Consider the following 18,987-nt stretch of genomic DNA (forward strand, 5'->3'; position numbering starts at 1 on the left):
CACTTTCCGCGGCAACGCGTCTGACGCGAGAAATTCCCCTTAAAAAACAGCTTCTGATTCCGTTAATCGCCGGTTCAGGTACCGATCTGTAGTGTCGCAACATTCCGAGTTTTGCTGATGCACAGAGGGTGCCTGACGTGTCACTGTTCAAAGTCTATGCAAGAGCCCTGAAGTATCTTGGCGCGTATCGATACCGCGTATGGATGGTCGTGATCGCAAACATCGCGCTTGCGATGACCACCATCTACGAACCGGTTCTGTTCGGCCGTATCTTCGACGCCATTGCCAAGAAGGAAGCCGTCACGCCGACCATGATGCTGTGGGCGGGCTTCGCCGTCTTCAGTGCTGTCGCCTTCATCGTGGTGTCCCGCGAGGCCGATCGCCTTGCACATGGCCGCCGCGCCTCCCTGCTCACCGAAGCATTCGGCCGCATCATCTCGATGCCGCTTTCCTGGCATAGCCAGCGCGGCACGGCGAGCGCCCTGAACACGCTGCTTCGCGCCTGCGAAGCGCTGTTCGGCCTGTGGCTCGAATTCATGCGCAACCATCTCACGACCGCCGTCGCACTCGTCATCATGATCCCGACGGCCATGGCCATGGACCTGCGCCTGTCCGCAGTCCTCGTCCTGCTCGGCGTCTTCTACTGGATCATCGGCCGTCTGGTCATGAACCGCACGAAGGATGGCCAGACTTCGGTCGAAAGCCACTACAACACTGTTTTCTCGCATGTGAGCGACTCGATCAGCAACGTGTCGGTGCTGCACAGCTACAACCGCATCGAAGCTGAAACCAAGGCACTGAAGTCCTTCACCGAACGCCTGCTGGAGGCTCAGTATCCGGTCCTCGACTGGTGGGCGCTTGCCGGCGCATTGAACCGCACGGCCTCGACCGTTGCCATGATGGCGATCCTGATGATCGGTACCGTTCTCGTCCAGGATGGCAGCCTGAGCCTCGGCGCGCTCATCACCTTTATTGCCTTTGCCAACGTGCTGATCGGCCGCCTGGAGCAGCTGCGCAACTTCGCCAACCAGATTTTCGAGGCCCGCGCCAAGCTCGAAGACTTCTACACGCTGGAAGATTCGGTTCGCGACCGCGAAGAGCCGGCCGGCCTTGCCGAAATCAAGGACGTCAAGGGCGAAGTGGAATTCCGCGATGTCTCCTTCGGCTTCGCCAACTCGTCGCAGGGCCTGCACGACATCTCCTTCAAGGTGAAGGCCGGCCAGACCGTCGCCATCGTCGGCCCGACCGGCGCCGGCAAGACGACGCTCGTCAACCTGCTGCAGCGTGTCTTCGATCCGCAGAGCGGCCAGATCCTGGTCGATGGTCACGACATCACCAAGGTGACCCGCAAGTCGCTGCGCCGCTTCATCGCCACCGTCTTCCAGGATGCAGGCCTGCTGAACCGTTCGATCAGCGACAACATCCGTCTCGGCCGCGAAGGTGCGACGCAGGAGGAAATGATCCGAGCCGCCCAGGCCGCCGCTGCCAACGACTTCATCGAAACCCGCGAAAGCGGCTACGATACCCGCGTCGGCGAGCGTGGCAACAAGCTCTCGGGTGGTGAACGCCAGCGTATCGCCATCGCCCGCGCAATCCTGAAGGATGCACCGATCCTCGTGCTCGATGAAGCGACAAGCGCGCTCGACGTCGAAACCGAAAACCGGGTCAAGACGGCGATCGACAACCTGCGCCAGAACCGCACGACCTTCATCATTGCGCACCGTCTGTCGACGGTCCGCGAGGCCGACATGGTCCTCTTCCTGGACAACGGCCGTATCATCGAGAACGGCAGCTTCAACGAGCTCAGCCAGAGCAACGGTCGCTTCGCCGCTCTGCTACGCGCCAGCGGCATCCTGACGGACGAGGAAGTCCGCAAGGCACACACGACGGAAACCGAAGCAGCCTGATCTTCGCAAGGGGCCCAAGATCGAAGCCGGGAGAGCGATGCTCTTCCGGCTTTTTGCTGTCGAGGCTGTGGGCGTGGTAACGATTGTCGCTCAGGCGCGATGGCATGTTCAATGTACGCCCCTCACCCCCGCCCTCTCCCCGCAAGCGGGGCGAGGGAGTTTACCGCGCAAGATCAGCACCTTTATCCGCACGTGCCACGAACACGGAACAGGTCCCCTCTCCCCGTTTCAACGCGGAGAGGGCTAGAGTGAGGGGCTTTGCCTGTAAGAAGCCCAACTCCGGAAAACATAGCCCCTCAAATACGAAGAAAGACCCGGCGGGAAAACCGGGCCTTTCCGTTTTCTGATCGGAGGTCAATACGGGGGAATGCCCACTGGAGTTAGGGCCGGCCCCGTTCGGTATCGGATAAGAACTTGCACTCGAAGCTTAAGTAGGCCCGTCTAGTTGTCAGTGCCGATCCATTTAGTCGAGCCGCCGCTCCCTCGGCGACTGCGGAAAAATCGATAGGCCAACCCGCGCGGGCACGCGGTGCGGCTGAGCCCTCAGTGACGCTTTCCGAAATGAGCAGGCATTGCGACCGGCCTCGCAGGTGCTTTCACCGTGCGCTGGCCAGCAAGCTGAAGCCTCTTGTGCTCAAGATGGTAGGCATAGAGGAATTGTGCTGCAATGCCGAAGACGACATAGATGGCACCGACGACGGAGCTCTTATTGGTCACGTAGAGAAGGACCTGGCCGGCCATGGCGAGGATGGTGCCGGCAACGAAGATGTTCAGTGAATGCCGCCCGAGGATCGTCAATGGGTGGCTTGCCGACCGGCGCAGGAACGCCGAAATGGCGGGGATGCTAACGATCAGATAGGCGAGCGCCAGAACATGCAGCAGCCGCGGCAGCGACAGGAAGGTCTTGTCGAAGCCGGTGACGACGGTCGGCAGGCCAAGCATGGCGAGGTAGTCGCCGAGTATCCATAGCTTGTCGGTCACCCAGATGAAGGACACGAGCACATAGGCGCTAGCCAGCGCGATCAGAACCGGATGGGCAGGGATTTTCCCGCCGCGCTTAACATGCATGCTGGCGATGAAGCCGATGACGAAAAGTAGTTGCCAGGATAGCGGATTGAGGAACCAGAAGCCGTCAAGCAGCGTCGTGTGTGGCGCGATGTAATAGATGCCGGATACCAGCCAGACGCCGACCGAAATTCCGAGCAGAAGCAACGGGCTCCTCGCCTCCAGCAACATGATCAGCGGCAGCATGAGAAACAGGGCGCCGTACATCGGAAGAATATTGTTGTAGCCGATCTGATGTCCGAGCGTCAGCAGCGCGGGAATGCCGCGCGCCGGATCCATCAGCAGAGCCAGGATATTCACTTCGCAAAGCAAACCCTTCTGGTGGAAAATCCATGCGCCGGAGATGAAGAGCACCAGGGTCACGAAGGTCGTGATCATATGCGCCGTATAGAGCGTGAAGGCCCGTTTGATCGCCTTCCATGCCATCTTCAGCCGATTACCCGGAAGAAATCTCGTTCCATAGGCAAGGCCGACCGACATGCCGGAAATCAGCACAAAGGCTTCGGCACCATCAGAGAAGCCGAAATTCTTCGACGTGAAATCCTCGAAAATCTGCCCCGGCACATGGTTTATGAAGATCATGATCAGAGCCAGAGCTCTGAGAACATCCAGTCGGGTGTCCCTCTGGGAGGCCGGCTTCGGCAAACTCACGCGTTGTGCCGCCACCGGGCTCATATCCGCCCTCGAATTCATAAAACTCTCCTGTTCCGACACTCAAATGCAATCGGGGCCAAAGAGTTCCCCCTTTTGGCCCCGATCGTCGAAGCGAAACAGTGCAGAAACGCTACTGTCCGATCGGATAGCCCTCTTCGGGATGGGCGACCGCCCTGTCATTAATGGTGACCGAGTATCCCGCCGCATCGGGCGCTTTTGAGACGGAAATACGGTAATTTCCGCTCGGCAGTTCGATATCTGCCGCAAAGCCATCCCAGTTCGAAGGCAATGCCGGCTTGACGAATAGTCGTCCGTTTTTCACCCGGATACCGAGAATGCCTTCGACAGCGACGCGATAGAGCCAGCCGGCGGATCCCGTATACCAGGTCCAGCCGCCACGGCCCGTCAACTGTCCTTCGCCGTAGATATCAGCAGCAACTACATAGGGCTCTACACGATAGGTATCGGCCTGATCACGATCGCGTGCATGGTTGATCGGGTTCAGCATGTCGAAGCAATGCCAGGCATCGTCGCCGCGATCCATCTCCGCTAGCGCCATCACGACCCAGGTGGCCGCATGGGTATACTGGCCGCCATTTTCGCGCACGCCCGGCGGATAGGACTTGATGTAGCCCGGATCGCGCGCCGACTTGGCAAAGGGCGGCGTGAACAGCCGGATGATGCGGTTTTCGTCATCCACCAGCTTCTCGAGCACGGCATTCATCGCCTTCTCGCCGCGCGCCCTGTCGCCTTCGCCGGAGAGAATGTTCCACGACTGCGCGATCGAATCGATCTGGCACTCGAAATTCTCGCTGGAGCCGAGCGGGCTGCCATCGTCGAAATAGCCGCGGCGATAATGGCCGCCATCCCAGCCGGCAGATTCCAGCGCCTTGCGCAGTTCCGGCAGGTGATCGGACCAGCGCTTGACGCGCTCCTTGTCGCCGCGTGCTTCGGCGTAGGGCAGGAAAGCGGTGAGCATGCCGGCCAGGAACCAGCCGAGCCAGACGCTCTCGCCGCGCCCCTGGATGCCGACGCGGTTCATGCCGTCATTCCAGTCGCCGCCGAGGATCAGCGGCAGGCCATTGCCGCCCTTGCGCTTGATCGCGAGATCGAGAGCCAGAGCCGCATGCTCGTAGACGCTGACTTTGTCCTTCGACACGGTCGGCTGGTAGAAGACGTCATGCGTGCCGGGCATCAGCGCCGCACCTTCGACGAAGGCAAGTTCCTCATCGAGGAGCGACTTGTCGCCCGTCACCGTGCAGTACTGGTCGATGGCATAGGCAAGCCAGACGACGTCGTCCGAGATATGCGTACGCACGCCGGCGCCGCTGCCCGGCAGCCACCAATGCTGCACGTCGCCTTCGCGGAATTGACGCTGGGCCGCATTGAGGATCTGGTTGCGGGCAAGTTCCGGCTTGTGCAACAGGAATGCCAGCGTATCCTGCAGCTGGTCGCGGAAGCCGAAGGCACCCGACGACTGGTAGAAGGCGGTACGCGACATGATGCGGCAGCCAAGGCTCTGATAGGGCAGCCAGGCGTTGATCATGTTGTTCATCGCCTTGTCCGGCGTCGAGATCTTCACATGGCCGGTGAAGCCGTCCCAGAACTCACGGCCCGCCGTAAGCACGGCCTCGAAATCCGCCTTGCGGATTTCCGACACCAGCGCGCGGGCTTCTTCGACGGTCGCCGTATCGCCCATATAGAAGCAGATCTCTTTCTGCTCGCCGGCGGCAATCGTCACGTCGAAGGCCAGAGCGCCGCAGGGATCGCCGTCGAGATCGGTCGAATTGGAGAGCTGCGCAGCCGTCACGACGGCTTCCGGCATCTGGATCGTGCCATGGCGGCCCATGAACTCGCGACGGCTTGCCGAGAAGCTCGAATGCGTCTCGCTCGCCGCCATGAAGGCGGTCCGCTTGAAGTAGTCGATGCTGTAGGGATTGTTGGCAAACAGCGCACCGGTCTCCTCATCCAGCGTCGACAGGATGAAGGGTCTGGTCTTGTTCTGATTGGTGCCGAGCACCCATTCCGCATAGTTGTAAATTCGCAGGCGTCGGCTGCCGGCACCCTTGTTGCTGAGCCGGAGGCGGAAGAGCTTGACCGGGCGCTCGCGATCGACCGTCTGAGTGAGCTCCAGCGCCACGCCATCGTCTTCGCTCGAGAAGACGGAATAGCCTAGACCGTGACGCGCCTCGAAACGGACCTTCGCATTGCGCGACAGGCCGGCATAAGGCGTCATGACCTTGCTGCTGTCGAGGTCGGCGACATAGAGCGCCTCGCCCGGACGGTTGGTGACCATGTCGTTGGTCCACGGCGTCAGCTGATAGTCGCGCGAATTGTGGCTCCAGGTGAAGCCGCCGCCTTCGGCGGGAACGTGGAAGCCGAAGCGCTCGTTCGAGATGACATTGATCCACGGATGCGGCGTCGACTGACCGCCCGGCAGACGCACGACATATTCGCGGCCGTCCTTGGAGAAGCCACCGTAACCGTTCCAGAAATCGAGATCGTCCTGCGCCTCGATAGGCTCGGCCGCAAAAACGGAATCCTGCAGCGCGAGTGGTACGGAGAGACGATTGACCGGCGTCGTTTCATCGGACTGCGTCGAGGCAAAAAGCGTCGCCGCGCGCGCGATCTGATCGACGAGCTTGCCGTTGCGGGCATGGAAGATCACCCGCGATGCGGCAAGGATCTCCTGGTAGGTCTCGTTTTCGATCTGGTCCTTGCGAACCGAGAAGATGTTCTGCCTGAGACCGTCGCCCTGGTTGTGACGCACATGCTCGACGAGCTTGTCCAGCTCGCGCTGCATGTCCTGGGCTTGCTCGACAGCGCGTTCGTTGACGATCACCAGATCGGCGCTGATGCCGCGCGACCGCAGATATTCCGCCGCCATCAGCGCTTCCCGGGCGATTTCGAGGTCGATATCGTCGTTGATGCGCAGGGTGAAGATCGGGAAATCGCCCGAGATCGTCACCGGCCAGAGCGCGGACTGCGAATGCAGGCCGGCCTGCACGGTGGCGCCGTCGGCGCGCAGGTGCATATCCGGGTAGACGAGATAGCGCGCGAGCTTCTGGAAGGCGGCCGCCTGCTGCGAGGTAACGCCGACATGGCGCATCTGCATCTGCGTGCGGGTCCACGCCTGCGTCAGCTCGATGCCGAAGGTGTCGGGATTGCGGTAGCGCTCGACGGCCTTGTCGACCTCTTCGCGGTTCGGCGCGGCAATGGTCCAGAAGATGACACTGACCTTCTTGCCGGCGGGAACGCGCACGACGCGACGCAGCGACAGGCAGGCATCCATGGTGAAGCCGTCCGTGCCGGAGAGCGTCGCGCCCGGATCGAAGGCCGCAGCTTCCGCAAGCGTGCGGCCGCGGCCGAGGAACTTGCGGCGGTCGGTTTCGAATTCGGTCGGACGTTCCGATCCAGCATTGTCGACGACCAGGTGGGCGACCGACATGTCAGGCTCGTTATAGTCGCGCTTGTTGCGCTCGGCGCGGATCACGTCACCGCTGTTGCCGATCTCTGTGCGCACGAACATGCGTGTGAAGACCGGGTGACCGGAATCGACGTCGTCACTCGCCAGCGCCGGCTCGAGATAGGAGGTCACTTCGATGAAGCGGTCCTCCGCACCCATGTTGAGTAGCGTCACACGGCGGCCTTCGGCATCATGCTCGGTGGCGACGATGCACTCCACATCACTGGTGAGATCGCCGACCGTCTTGCTGTACTCGACCTTTTCATCGCTGAAGGCGACCTTGGCCTTTTCCCCTTCGATGCTGCGCGGTTCCGCGGTCGCCGACCACCATTGGCCGGAGGCGGTATCGCGCAGGAAGATGAAGGTGCCCCAGCGGTCTTCCGTCGGGTCGGCCCGCCAGCGCGAGACCGTCAGGCCGTTCCAGCGCGAATAGCCGGCACCGGTTGCGGTCAGCATGACCGAATAGTGACCGTTGGAAAGGAAGGCGAGCTCGCGATCCTGCGTCGCCGGATCGGCGATCTTGCGGATTTCCGGACGCAGCATGTCTTCCTGGATATTGGCTGGCTGGTCGCTCTCATGCTTGGCGGCCATGACCGGAATATCGCGCGGCGCCTTTTCCTGCAGCAGCAGTTCGGCGGCTTCGATCACCGGATCGGCATGGAAGAGTTCGCGCAGGCGGCCGTTGAAGGCAACGTTGGCGATCGCGGCGATCGACATGCCGTGATGGTGCGCATAGTAGTTGTAGACCACCGCGCACTTCTTGCCTTCGGGAACGCGGGTCGGCGTGAAATCGACGGCGTCGTGGAAGCCGTAGATGCCGAGCGCACCCACCTTGCGCAGCTTCTGCAGGTTTTCGAGCGCCGCGGCCGGGCGATACTGGCTCGCGAGGATCGAGGCATAAGGTGCGATGACGGCGTTCTGGCCGAGGCCGCGCTTGAGGCCAAGGGAAGGCACGCCGAAATTGGTGTACTGGTAGTGCATATAGTGGTCGCGGGCGTTGAAGGCCGCTTCCGAAATGCCCCAGGGGATATCGGAGCCAAGGCGCTTGGCGTAGTTCATCTGCTCCTGCACGACCAGATTATTCGTCTGGTTGAGGATACCGCCCTGGCGCTCCTGCATGACGAGCGGCGGCATCAGATATTCGAACATCGAGCCCGACCACGAAACCAGCGCGCCGCGCGAGCCGACAGGCACGACCTGGCGACCGAGGCGATACCAGTGCTCCGTCGGCAGATCGCCCTTGGCGATGGCGAAAAGGCTGGTGAGGCGTGCTTCGGAGGCCAGAAGGTCGTAGCAGGCGGCATCGAGCTCATTGGTTTCGACGCGGAAGCCGATGGAAAGCAGGCGCCGCTCCGGACGATAGAGGAAGGCGTATTCCATGCCGAAGGCGAGTTCGCGCATCTGGTCGCGCAATTTCGCCAGACGCTGGCGCAGCGAATCTACATTGGCAAGATCGAAGATGCTGTCGGCGATATGGCCTTCGCAAACCTTCACCAGCGATTGCGACCAGGTGAGCACCTCGCCGCTCTGCGTCGACTTCACCTCATGGTCGAGGTTTGCCGCAAGCTTCTGGATGTCCTGCGCCAGAACCGACAGGTTGATGACGCGGATGGAAGCGAACTCGTGCTCGCGCTTGACGGCAGCAAGCGCGTTCTGGAAGCCGACGATGCGCTCTTCCAGGCGGCGACGCAGCGGGCGAACCGTCTTGCGGTCATCCGGAAGCTCGGCAAGAGTTTCGGCGAGAATGCCGGCGACATCGCCGATACCATCGAGATTGCCCTGCATATGTGCAGACGGTGCTTCCGCCCAGATGCGGCAAGCGGACGAGACAGCGATCAGATGGCCGGCGAAGTTGCCGCTATCGACAGCCGAGATGTAGCGAGCGCCCATCGGCTTGAGCGTATCGGTGTGATACCAGTTGCACAGGTGCCCGCGGAACTTTTCGAGCTTTGCCACGGTCGCCATGGTCTTTTCCATGCGATCGATGGTTTCCTCGAAGGAGGTCCAGCCGAAATGGCGCGCCGAGATGACCGAAAGCAGGTAGACGCCGATATTGGTCGGGGACGTGCGTGATGCCACGACCGCATTCGGGGTCTGCTGCACATTGTCCGGCGGCAGATGGTTCTGCTGTTCGACGACGAAGGTTTCGAAATAACGCCAGGTGCGCCGCGCGATCTTACGCAGTTCGAACGAAACGCTTTCCGGCACTTCGAGCCGGTCTTCAGTCTCGGCCGACTGGCTGACATACCAGGCGATCGCCGGCGACAGGACCCAGAGCAGCGCAAAGGGAATGCCGACGAAGAAGGCGTTGTCGCCGGAAAGCGACGCGAAGGCAAGTGCCAGCAGCGCAAGCACTGGCGCATGCCACATGACGCGGTAGTGGCCGAGAATGGTCGTTTGCGCGGCAGCCTGGGCGCTGGCGGCGGTCCGCCATTGCAGCATCAGCTTGCGGCTGACGAAGGCGCGGTAGAGCGAACGGCCGATGGCATCGGCCATGACGCAGGCGGCGTCGGCGATGAAGACGATGCGCAGCGCGACCTGGGCATTGGCGGCACGGATATCCGACCAGACCGTGTAGAGATGCGCACGCGCTACGATATCGCTGCTGCGCGGAATGATGCCGTTGATGAGCGACAGCGTTGGCGCGACGAACAGGCAGAAGATCAGCAGGATCTGCCAGATGAGCGCCGCCAGCGGCTCCATGAAATACCAGCCGAGCACGGAGGCGAAGAACCAGGCGATCGGCGTCAGCGAGCGACGCAGATTGTCCATCATCTTCCAGCGGCCGAGGCCGGTGACGCCGCGCTTGGGGTTGAAGAGATAGGGAAGCAGCTGCCAGTCACCACGCGCCCAGCGATGCTGGCGCGAGACCTCGACTTCGTAACGGATCGGGAAATCTTCGACCAGTTCGCAGTCCGTGACGAGGGCGCAACGCGCCATCGAGCCTTCGAGCAAATCGTGGCTGAGGACGGCGTTTTCGTCGATCTTGCCTTTTAGCGACGCTTCGAAGGCATCGACATGATAGAGACCCTTGCCGGTGAAGGTGCCTTCTTCGACCAGATCCTGATAGACGTCGGACACGGCGAAGACGTACGGGTCGAGACCGCGATTAACCGAGAAGACGCGCTGGAACACCGACGCATCCTTGCCCGTGGTCAAGGACGGGGTGACGCGCGGCTGCAGCACGCCATAGCCGCGCACGACGCGCTTGCTTTCAGGATCGAAGACCGGGCGGTTGATGGGGTGATGCAGCTTTCCGACGAGCTTCGTCACGGTATCGCGCACCAGGCGCGTATCCGAATCGAGCGTCATGACATACTGCACGTCCTTCGGCACGATATTGGCGCCGGGCAGGAAGGTGGTGTCGCGGTCGCCGCGCAGCAGCATGTTCAGCTCATGCAACTTGCCGCGCTTGCGCTCCCAGCCCATCCAGGCGCCTTCGGACGGATTGTAGAGGCGGCGGCGATGCAGCAGATAGAAGCGCTGAATGCCATCCTCATCATAGCGGGCGGCCAGATTGGCGACTTCGCGGCGGGCGTAATCGAGGATTTCCAGATCGCGCTCGCTCTCTTCCTCCTGGCTGTCGGGCCAGTCGCTGAGCAGCGCGTAGTAGATCTCGCCGCCCGGATTGGCGAGGTAATGGACTTCGAGATTGCGCACGAGTTCGTCGACGCTGTCGCGGTTGCCGATCAGCGTCGGCACGACGACCAGCGTGCGGGCCTCTTCCGGAATACCTTCCTTGAATTCGTAGCCGACCAGACGCGCCGGCGTGAGATACATGGTGACGAAGAAATTGAAGAGACCGGTGGCGCCTTCCGATGCCGGCAGCGAGAACATCAGCAGCAAGAGGATGGTCTCGGCCCAGCCCATGCCGGCATGTAGCATGAAGTAGCCGACGATACCGAGCGCCACGACGGTCAGGAACAGCACCGGGGCTGCAATCGACAGCCAGTTGAGCTTACGCCATTGACGCACGAAGCTCACCGAAAGGGGCGCACGGTAGCCGATTGCCTTTTCCAGCTTCTGGGTCTGCTGACCCATGATGAAATCGCCGATATTCGGCTCACGCGCCTGCCCTTCGCCCGATGCCTTGGCGGCTTCGGTCATCGCCATGGCGACCTGGGCGATTTCCATTTCGGTCTTGTCGGAACGGCGGGCGAGCTTTTCGATACGGCGGCGGTAGCTGTTGCGCGAACCCGGATCGAGCTTGGCGTAGTCGGTTTCGTCCCAGAGCAGCTTGTCGACAGCGCTGACCTCTTCGACCCAGACGGACCAATCGGTATCGTCGATCAGACGCAGGCTCTTGATGATGTTGCCCATCGTCACGTTGCCGGATGACAGGCGATTGTGCTCCGCCATCATGACGCTTTCGGCGTCGGTGCCCGCCTCGGCAAGCCGCTTCTCAAGCCAGGTGACGGCGAGGCCCGACGTATGCGAACCGTCGCGCAGACGGTAGAGGAACTGCGTGGCGAAGGTATTGTCCGAGGTCAAGGGCTCGAGCGTCTTCAGGAATTCTTCGACCTTGGCGTCGTCGTTCAGACGGATCAGCTCATCGACGGCGGCATTCGCCTTCTTGCGGGTGATGCGGCTCTGCTCGACGCGGCTCGAAATGCGGCGCAGGTTTTCGACCAGGATATACCGCACCAGCGAGGGAACGGCCCAAAGCTCGCCAATCTTCAGCATCTCCACCGACTGGAAACCTTCGACGAGCGCCAGCAGGCCTTGATTGGATACGGTGCTATGCGTGTGGGCGACGTAGAGCCAGGCAAGCGCCATGGTGCGCGGCATGACCATGCCGTCGATGGTCAGCGTCTGCAGCTGGTCATAGAATTTCTTCGGAAAGTCGCGGCGGACTTCCTGAATGGCTTCTTCGATGATGTAGTGGTTGTCGAGCAACCATTCGGCGGCCGGCGTGATCGACTCGCCAGCATCGACATCGGCATTGGCCGAGCGGTAGACGCGCAGGATCTCTTTCTCGTTTTCCTTGTGCCGGGCGAAGAAATCGAAGGGCGCAAAGCCTGGTAGCTTTGTTTTCGCGCCGTTGCGGGCGAAGGCCGCGCCGCATTCCTTTATCTGCTCATTGGAGAAATAAGTGGCGCGGATCGCATCGTTATGATCGATCTGCTTGGCTTCAGAATCGCGCGGCGTAACGGTGGAGAGATTTTGAGATGTCATGGATTCGGGTTCTGGGTCCAAACAGAGTGAGTGGCATTGTCGCCTTTATCGTTTTTGCCCTGCCCGACGCAAGAATTCACGCATTTGGACCCTTTTGCTTCGCTTCCCGGCGGGCGAAGGGGGTGAATTCGAAGTGACGGCTTAGAACAAACATATACAGGCGAAGATTTTCACGGGGCGTTCTTAAAGATTGCGGCGACTATTCGTCATCATCCAAAAGGGTGTCCGTGAAACTGGATACGCGACCGAATGGTTCCGGCAGCGATCCGCAGAGGTCAACGACAATCGATCAAGGTCATGAGGCATTCTCCCTGGGCTGATTCATCCCGTTTCGGAAATTCAGCATGGTTCGGCATATTGAATCCTCCATATCCCGCAGAAGATGAACTTAAACTGAACCCCATAAAAAGATTCGCAAATTCGTGCCGGAGCGCGTCGCTTTTCGAAGCTTCGCAGAAGAGAGCGGCATACCTGCCTGTGAATGGCAACTCCGCAGGGCCAAGACACATCCTCCCTGTCATGCCATCGCAGCGATTCGCCTTCACTCCGGAAAGAGAGGCAATACGCAATAGCATAGCGTCCCGCCGAGCTGCCGAATGGCAACGCGCCAACCGCTTATGCGAGCGTATTTTGGGGGAAGTTTACTGTTTTCACACGGCACATTCTATCGGCAGGGCAAATTTCTTTGCGCAGCAAAAATGACGCCAGGAAAACAAACGTGGAATTTACCGGGGCGCCGAGAAGTCGGCCGAACAAGCGGCAGTATTGCCTGCCGCTTCCAAAGGCATCACCTTAAACGACGATGCCGCAAACAATAGCCGCAACAAAGAGGAATGCAGCCGAAAACAGGACGACGTGAACCGCCGTTTGAATCTTTTGCCGCGTATTCGCAGCGCGCTTGGAACCATCGAACTGATTCACATGCGTATTCGAAATACCCAAATTCGCCATGTGTCGCCTCCGTTCGTTTCTTATATGTTTCTCAGGCCAAGCCCGGGACGAATATTCATACATTTCCTATCAATTAGGTAGAGATGAATTTCCGTCCAGAATGCGAGCCGAGAAAAATTAAACCATTTGAAGTCGAGGACCCGAAAGATCGGCAACGCCTAATCAGCAGAGAATGCGGCGGGCCCAAATCAAGCTGCGCTCGATGGCGCTGGTATCGGCCGTCTGCTCTTCGGCAGGTCCGGCTTGGAGGCGGCTGTTTTCGTCAGAAAGAGTAGCGGACCGTGCACCTTCCCGTTTCGCCGGAACCGGCGGATGAAGATAGCCCATGGTCATGCCACCCATGAAAAACATGCCTGCCTCCACTTAACGTCTAACCCCTCATCGGGATCACGAAAGTTAACTGCCATTAACGAGATCATGACAGAATTGCGGCAGGTGTCAATAGTCTATACGATTGGTCGTGTTTAAACGGCCGATTCGTTAACGCGCCGCTGAGATAAAAGTCGCCCATTCAGGCGCGCACGAACCCCTTGCTGGCGATCATCAGATTGCGCGTATAATCTTCCTTCACGTCGCCTGCCGAAAGCTCCTTTGCCGTCAGCCTCTCGACAACGGCACCATTGCGCATGACGGCCAGACGCTCGCACATATGGGTGATGACGCCGAGATCGTGGCTCACCATCACGAAGGTCAGATGGCGGTCCTTGCGCACCTGTTCGAGCAGGTTCAGAACTTCGGCTTGCACCGAGGCATCCAACGCCGAGGTCGGCTCGTCGAGCAGCAGGATCGACGGTTCGACGATCAGCGCGCGGGCAATGGCGACACGCTGGCGCTGGCCGCCGGAGAGCTGGTGCGGGTAGCGAAAGCGGAAGCCCTTTCCGAGGCCGACTTCGTCCAGTGCCCTGGCGATCCGGGTTTCCGTGTCACCGATCCCATGAATCGATAGAGGTTCCAGCAGCAGCCGATCGATCGTCTGGCGCGGATGCAGGGAGCCATAGGGGTCCTGGAACACCATCTGCACCTGGCGATAGAAGGCCTTGCTGCGCCTGGCGCCCTTCAGCTGCTCGCCGCCAACCTGGATCTTGCCGTCCGTGACGGGCGCAAGACCGGCAACGGCACGCAGTAGCGTCGATTTGCCGGAACCGGACTCGCCGACCAAACCGAAGGATTCACCCCTGTTTACCTCGACGCCGACGGCATCGAGCGCGTAGTAGCCGTCATAGACGACGCTTAGGCCATCAACTACGAGTGCTGTCGTCATGCCGCCCACTCCGGCTTGCGGTCGAGCACCGGCAGCGGATGCCGGTTTTCTCCGACGACGGGCATGCAGTTCAGCAGGCCGCGCGTATAGGGATGCTGGGCATTGTTCAATTCGGAAGCCTTGAGCTCTTCCACGACCTTACCTGCATACATGACGATCACGCGGTCGCAGAAGGAGGACACCAGCCGCAGATCGTGCGAGACGAAAATCAGCCCCATGCCGCGCTCGGAGACGAGCTTATCCATGATCTTGAGCACATCGAGCTGCACCGTGACATCGAGCGCCGAGGTCGGCTCGTCGGCAATCAGCAACTCCGGTCCGGCGATCAGCATCATGGCGATCATGACGCGCTGTCCCATGCCGCCCGAGACTTCATGCGGATGCAGGTCGTAGACACGACCGGGATCGCGAATCTGCACCGCTTCCAGCATGGCAAGCGCGCGGTCACGCGCTTCGGCCTTGCTCACCTTCTCATGTGTGCGCAGCGTCTCGGTGATCTGCTTGCCAATAGTCATGACCGGGTCGAGCGAATATTTCGGGTCCTGAAGCACCATGGCGATGCGCTTGCCGCGCAGCGACCGGCGTTCCCTGGCCGAAATCGACAGGAGGTCGATGCCGCTGAAATTGAGCGTGTCGGCGGTGACGATGCCATGCGGCGGCGTTAGCCCCATGATGGCGCGGCCGGTCTGCGATTTGCCGGAACCGCTCTCGCCGACGATACCAAGCCGCTCGCGGCCGAGCGTGAAGGAGACGCCGCGCACGGCATCGATGACGCCGGTACGAGTCGGATAGCGAACCCTGAGGTTCTCGACGGTCAAAAGTGTCGTCATTGCCCGCTCTCCTTCGGATCGAGCGCATCGCGCAGGCCATCGCCGAGCAGGTTAAAGCCGAGGCTGACGATGAGGATCGCGATACCGGGCATGGCCGCCACCCACCATTGATCGAGATAGTATTTAAAGCCACTTGCGATCATCACGCCCCACTCCGGCAGCGGCGGCTGTGCGCCGAGACCGAGGAAACCGAGGCCGGCCGCCGTCAGGATGACGCCGGCCATGTCGAGCGTGACGCGGACGATCACCGAGGAGATGCAAAGCGGCATGACATGGCGAAAGATGATACGCAACGGCGAGGCACCCATGAGCTGCACGGCGGCGATATAGTCCGAACGCCGCACCGTCATCGTCTCGGCCCGCGCCAGGCGCGCATAGGGGGGCCACGAGGTGATGGCGATCGCGATGACGGCGTTCTCGATGCCCGCGCCGAGCGCGCCGGCGAAGGCAAGCGCCAGCACCAGTTTCGGGAAGGCGAGGAAGATATCGGTAATGCGCATCAGAATCACATCGACCCAGCCGCCAAGATAGCCCGACACCATGCCGATGATCAGTCCGATCGGCGCCGAGATGATCGCGACCAGAACGACGATATAAAGCGTCCAGCGCGACCCGTAGATGAGCCGCGAAAGGATATCGCGCCCGAGATCGTCGGTGCCGAGAAGATAGCCCGGCGTGCCGGGAGGCTTCAGATAGGCATTGGTCAGGTCGCCGATAACAGGCGAATGCGGTGCGATGACATCGGCAAGTGCTGCCACCAGCACGAGGGCGATAATGATGAGCAGCCCGATCACGGCCAAACGATTGGCGGAAAACTGCCGCCACGTGACATAGGCACGCCCAAGTCTCGCCTGCCGGCGCGACTGCGGCCGGTCGGAGAGCAGCCAGTCCCTCAAGCTGGGTTGGGTGGTCTCGACAGTCATTTACGTCGCGTCCTTGGGTCGAGCGTCCGATACAGAAGATCGGAAATTAGATTGATGCCGATGAACACTGTGCCGACGACGATCGTGCCGCCGAGAACGGCATTCATGTCGGCATTGCGCAGCGAGCTGGTGATATAGAAGCCGATGCCCGGCCAGGAGAACACGATCTCCGTCAGCACGGATCCCTCGAGCAGACCGGCATAGGAGAGCGCGATTACGGTAATTAGCGGCACCGCGGCGCTGCGCAGGGCATGCCCCCAGATTACCCTCGTTTCGGAAAGCCCCTTGGCGCGAGCGGCCACGATATATTCCTGGCCCAGTTCGTTCAGCATGAAGCTGCGGGTCATGCGGCTGATATAGGCAAGCGAGAAATAGCCGAGCAGCGACGCCGGCAGGATGATGTGGCGGAACACGTCCCAAAAGACATCCCACTGCCCCTGAAGAGCGCTGTCGAGCAGGAAAAAGCCCGTAATCGGCGTGAAACTATATTCATAGGCGATGTCGATGCGGCCGGGATAGGCCACCCAGTTCAGCTTCGCATAGAAAATGACGAGCGAGACCATAGCCAGCCAGAAGACTGGCACAGAATAGCCGACGAGGCCGATGACGCGCACGATCTGGTCGATGATGCTGTTGCGACGCACCGCGGCAAGTACGCCGAACGGAACCCCGAACAAGGCCCCAATGATCGTGCCGACGGTGGCAAGCTCCATCGTCGCCGGAAAGACGCGCCTGATGTCATCCATGACCGGATTGGTTGTTAGAACCGACGTACCGAAATCGCCTCTGAGCGCGCTCACGAGGTAATAATAAAATTGCAGATAAAGCGGCTGGTCGAGATGCATCTCGCGCCGCAGGCGCTCCAATATCTGCTGCGGTGCGTGATCGCCGGCGATCGCCAGCGCCGGATCGATCGGAATGACGCGTCCGATGAAGAAGGTGACGGCCAGAAGACCGAGATAGGTGGTGACGGCCACGACCAAAAATCGCAGCAGACCCATGAAGAATGGAGCGGCACGGCCCTTCTTGGGCCGCACCTGCATTTTTCGTTCGACAGTGCTCAAAGACCTAGTCCTGCCGGATCATCACTTGGAGATCGGCCAGACGAAGTTGTTGTCGAAGCTCGGACCGAGCTTGAAGTCCTTCACGTCCTTGCGATAGCCGGCGACTTCCGTCTGCTGATAGAGGATGATGAAGGGGCTCGCTTCCAGGAATTTCTTCTGGATGTCCTGATACATGGCGCCGCGCTTGGCCGCATCGCCTTCGAAGAGCGCTGCCTTGGCGAGCTTCTCCAGTTCGGGAGAGGTCCAGGTGTTGCGCCAGACCAGCGTCTTATTGCTGCTGGTATCGGAATTGTCGTCATTGGTGGTGAAAGTATCGGCGTTGGAATGGGGGTCCCAATAATCCGGGCCCCAGTTGCCGAAGTAGATATCGTGGTTGCGGGCACGATACTTCGTCAGCTTCTGCTTGCCATCGCCGGGGATGATCTCGACCTTGATGCCAGCCTGGCCGAGCGTCTGCTGGATCGCGGTCGCGATGCCGGTATCTGGCTCGATGCTGCGCACGTCCATGGTGATCGAGAAGCCATTGGGCAGGCCTGCCTTGGCCAGCAATTCCTTGGCCTTCGCGACGTCGAGCTTGAACGGATTTTCATCCAGCGAGCCGAGCATGCCCTTCGGTTCGAAGGTCTGGTGGATTTCGCCGATGCCCTTGATCAGCGTTTTGCCGATCGCATCGTAATCGACCAGATACTTGAACGCCTGCTGCACTTCCGGCTTGGCCAGATTGGCGTTCTTCTGGTTGAGGCTCATATAATAGATGGTGCCCTTCGGCGCGCTGGTCGAAGCGAGCTGCGCGTTCTTCTCGACAGCCTGAAGGTCGGTCGGAGACAGGTTGCGGGCGATATCGATATCGCCGTTTTCAAGCGCCAGGCGCTGTGCCGAGCTTTCCTTCATGAAGCGATAGATGACGCGGTTCAGCTTGGCTTTTTCGCCATAGTAATTGTCGTTGCGCTCCAGCACGACGGCCTCGTTGGCGCGCCATTCGCGCAGCTTGAACGGACCGGAACCGGCAAAGCCGGTCTTCAGCCAGCTGTTGCCGAAATCGTTGTCATATTTGTAATCGGCAGTCGGCGTTGCCGGCTTTACATGCTGCAGAACCAGCTTCTTGTCGACCACTTCGGCAACGGTTGCCGTCAGGCAGTTCAGCACGAAGCTCGGTGCATAAGGCTTGTCGACGGTAAAGGTGAAGGTGTTCGCGTCGGTTGCCTTGGCCTTCTCCGTCACGTTGTCGCCGGTGAGGCCGAACTGGGTGAGAATGAAGGCCGGGCTCTTGTTGAGCTTGACGACGCGCTCGAAGGACCATGCAACGTCTTCAGCCGTGATGGGGTTGCCGGATGCAAACTTCAGGCCGGGCTTCAGCTTGAACGTATAGGTCAGGTGATCGTCGGAGACCGACCAGCTCTCGGCAAGATCGCTCTTGATCTTGGAGGTATCGTTGATGTCGAGACGGACCAGCAGGCTGTAGGTGTTGCCGGTGATTTCGGCAGCCGACAGCTCATAGGCTTCGGCCGGATCCATGCTCAGAATATCATCGAAGGCAAAGCCCTCGACCAGCGTGTCCTTGGGCGTCGCAGCATATGCGTTCGGCGCCGCCATCAGCAGAAGCGAGAGAGCCACGCCGGCAGACAGTGCGCGCAAACCGCGGTTCATCTTGGTCATCATCATTGTTTTCATTCCCCTTTTTTAAACTCTAC

9 protein-coding genes are annotated in these 18,987 nt (G+C 60.4%); 1 reads left to right on the top strand and 8 read right to left on the bottom strand.

Annotation, left to right across the window (positions count from 1 at the left end; translation table 11 throughout):
• Positions 1-137: 137 nt before the first annotated feature.
• Positions 138-1,907 carry a glucan ABC transporter ATP-binding protein/ permease gene (locus tag AC13RE_RS16160; protein ID WP_488563665.1) on the top strand — a complete coding sequence of 590 codons (1,770 nt, stop codon included), beginning with the start codon at positions 138-140 and terminating at the stop codon, positions 1,905-1,907.
• A gap of 543 nt (positions 1,908-2,450) precedes the next feature.
• On the opposite strand, the gene AC13RE_RS16165 is transcribed toward AC13RE_RS16160, so the two are convergent.
• The 8 genes from AC13RE_RS16165 to AC13RE_RS16200 all read right to left on the bottom strand — a co-directional run bounded on the left by AC13RE_RS16165 (position 2,451) and on the right by AC13RE_RS16200 (position 18,958).
• Positions 2,451-3,665: an OpgC family protein gene (locus AC13RE_RS16165; protein WP_488563666.1), complete on the bottom strand. Its 1,215-nt coding sequence runs from the start codon at positions 3,663-3,665 to the stop codon at positions 2,451-2,453.
• Positions 3,666-3,756: 91 nt separating this feature from the next.
• Complete coding sequence (locus AC13RE_RS16170) at positions 3,757-12,267, bottom strand: glycoside hydrolase family 94 protein (protein WP_488563667.1); 8,511 nt, start codon at positions 12,265-12,267, stop codon at positions 3,757-3,759.
• Positions 12,268-13,380: 1,113 nt separating this feature from the next.
• On the bottom strand, positions 13,381-13,569 hold the full coding sequence (locus AC13RE_RS16175; protein ID WP_488563668.1) for a hypothetical protein: 189 nt from the start codon (positions 13,567-13,569) through the stop codon (positions 13,381-13,383).
• A 160-nt stretch (positions 13,570-13,729) separates the two neighbouring features.
• Positions 13,730-14,479 (bottom strand): ABC transporter ATP-binding protein, encoded by a 750-nt coding sequence (locus tag AC13RE_RS16180; RefSeq protein ID WP_488563669.1) that lies wholly within the window; start codon positions 14,477-14,479, stop codon positions 13,730-13,732.
• Entirely contained in the window at positions 14,476-15,309 is an 834-nt protein-coding gene (locus tag AC13RE_RS16185; protein ID WP_488563670.1) for an ABC transporter ATP-binding protein, read from the bottom strand. Before AC13RE_RS16185 ends, AC13RE_RS16180 begins: the two co-directional genes overlap by 4 nt.
• Positions 15,306-16,232, bottom strand: a complete 927-nt coding sequence (locus tag AC13RE_RS16190; RefSeq protein WP_041677726.1) for an ABC transporter permease — start codon at positions 16,230-16,232, stop codon at positions 15,306-15,308. Before AC13RE_RS16190 ends, AC13RE_RS16185 begins: the two co-directional genes overlap by 4 nt.
• Positions 16,229-17,296 carry an ABC transporter permease gene (locus tag AC13RE_RS16195; RefSeq protein ID WP_488563671.1) on the bottom strand — a complete coding sequence of 356 codons (1,068 nt, stop codon included), beginning with the start codon at positions 17,294-17,296 and terminating at the stop codon, positions 16,229-16,231. The genes AC13RE_RS16190 and AC13RE_RS16195 overlap by 4 nt, the downstream gene beginning before the upstream one ends.
• A gap of 21 nt (positions 17,297-17,317) precedes the next feature.
• Positions 17,318-18,958, bottom strand: a complete 1,641-nt coding sequence (locus AC13RE_RS16200) for an ABC transporter substrate-binding protein (RefSeq protein ID WP_488563672.1) — start codon at positions 18,956-18,958, stop codon at positions 17,318-17,320.
• Between the last annotated feature and the right edge of the window lie 29 nt (positions 18,959-18,987).

Source organism: Martinezella sp. CNPSo 3959 (assembly GCF_057784355.1).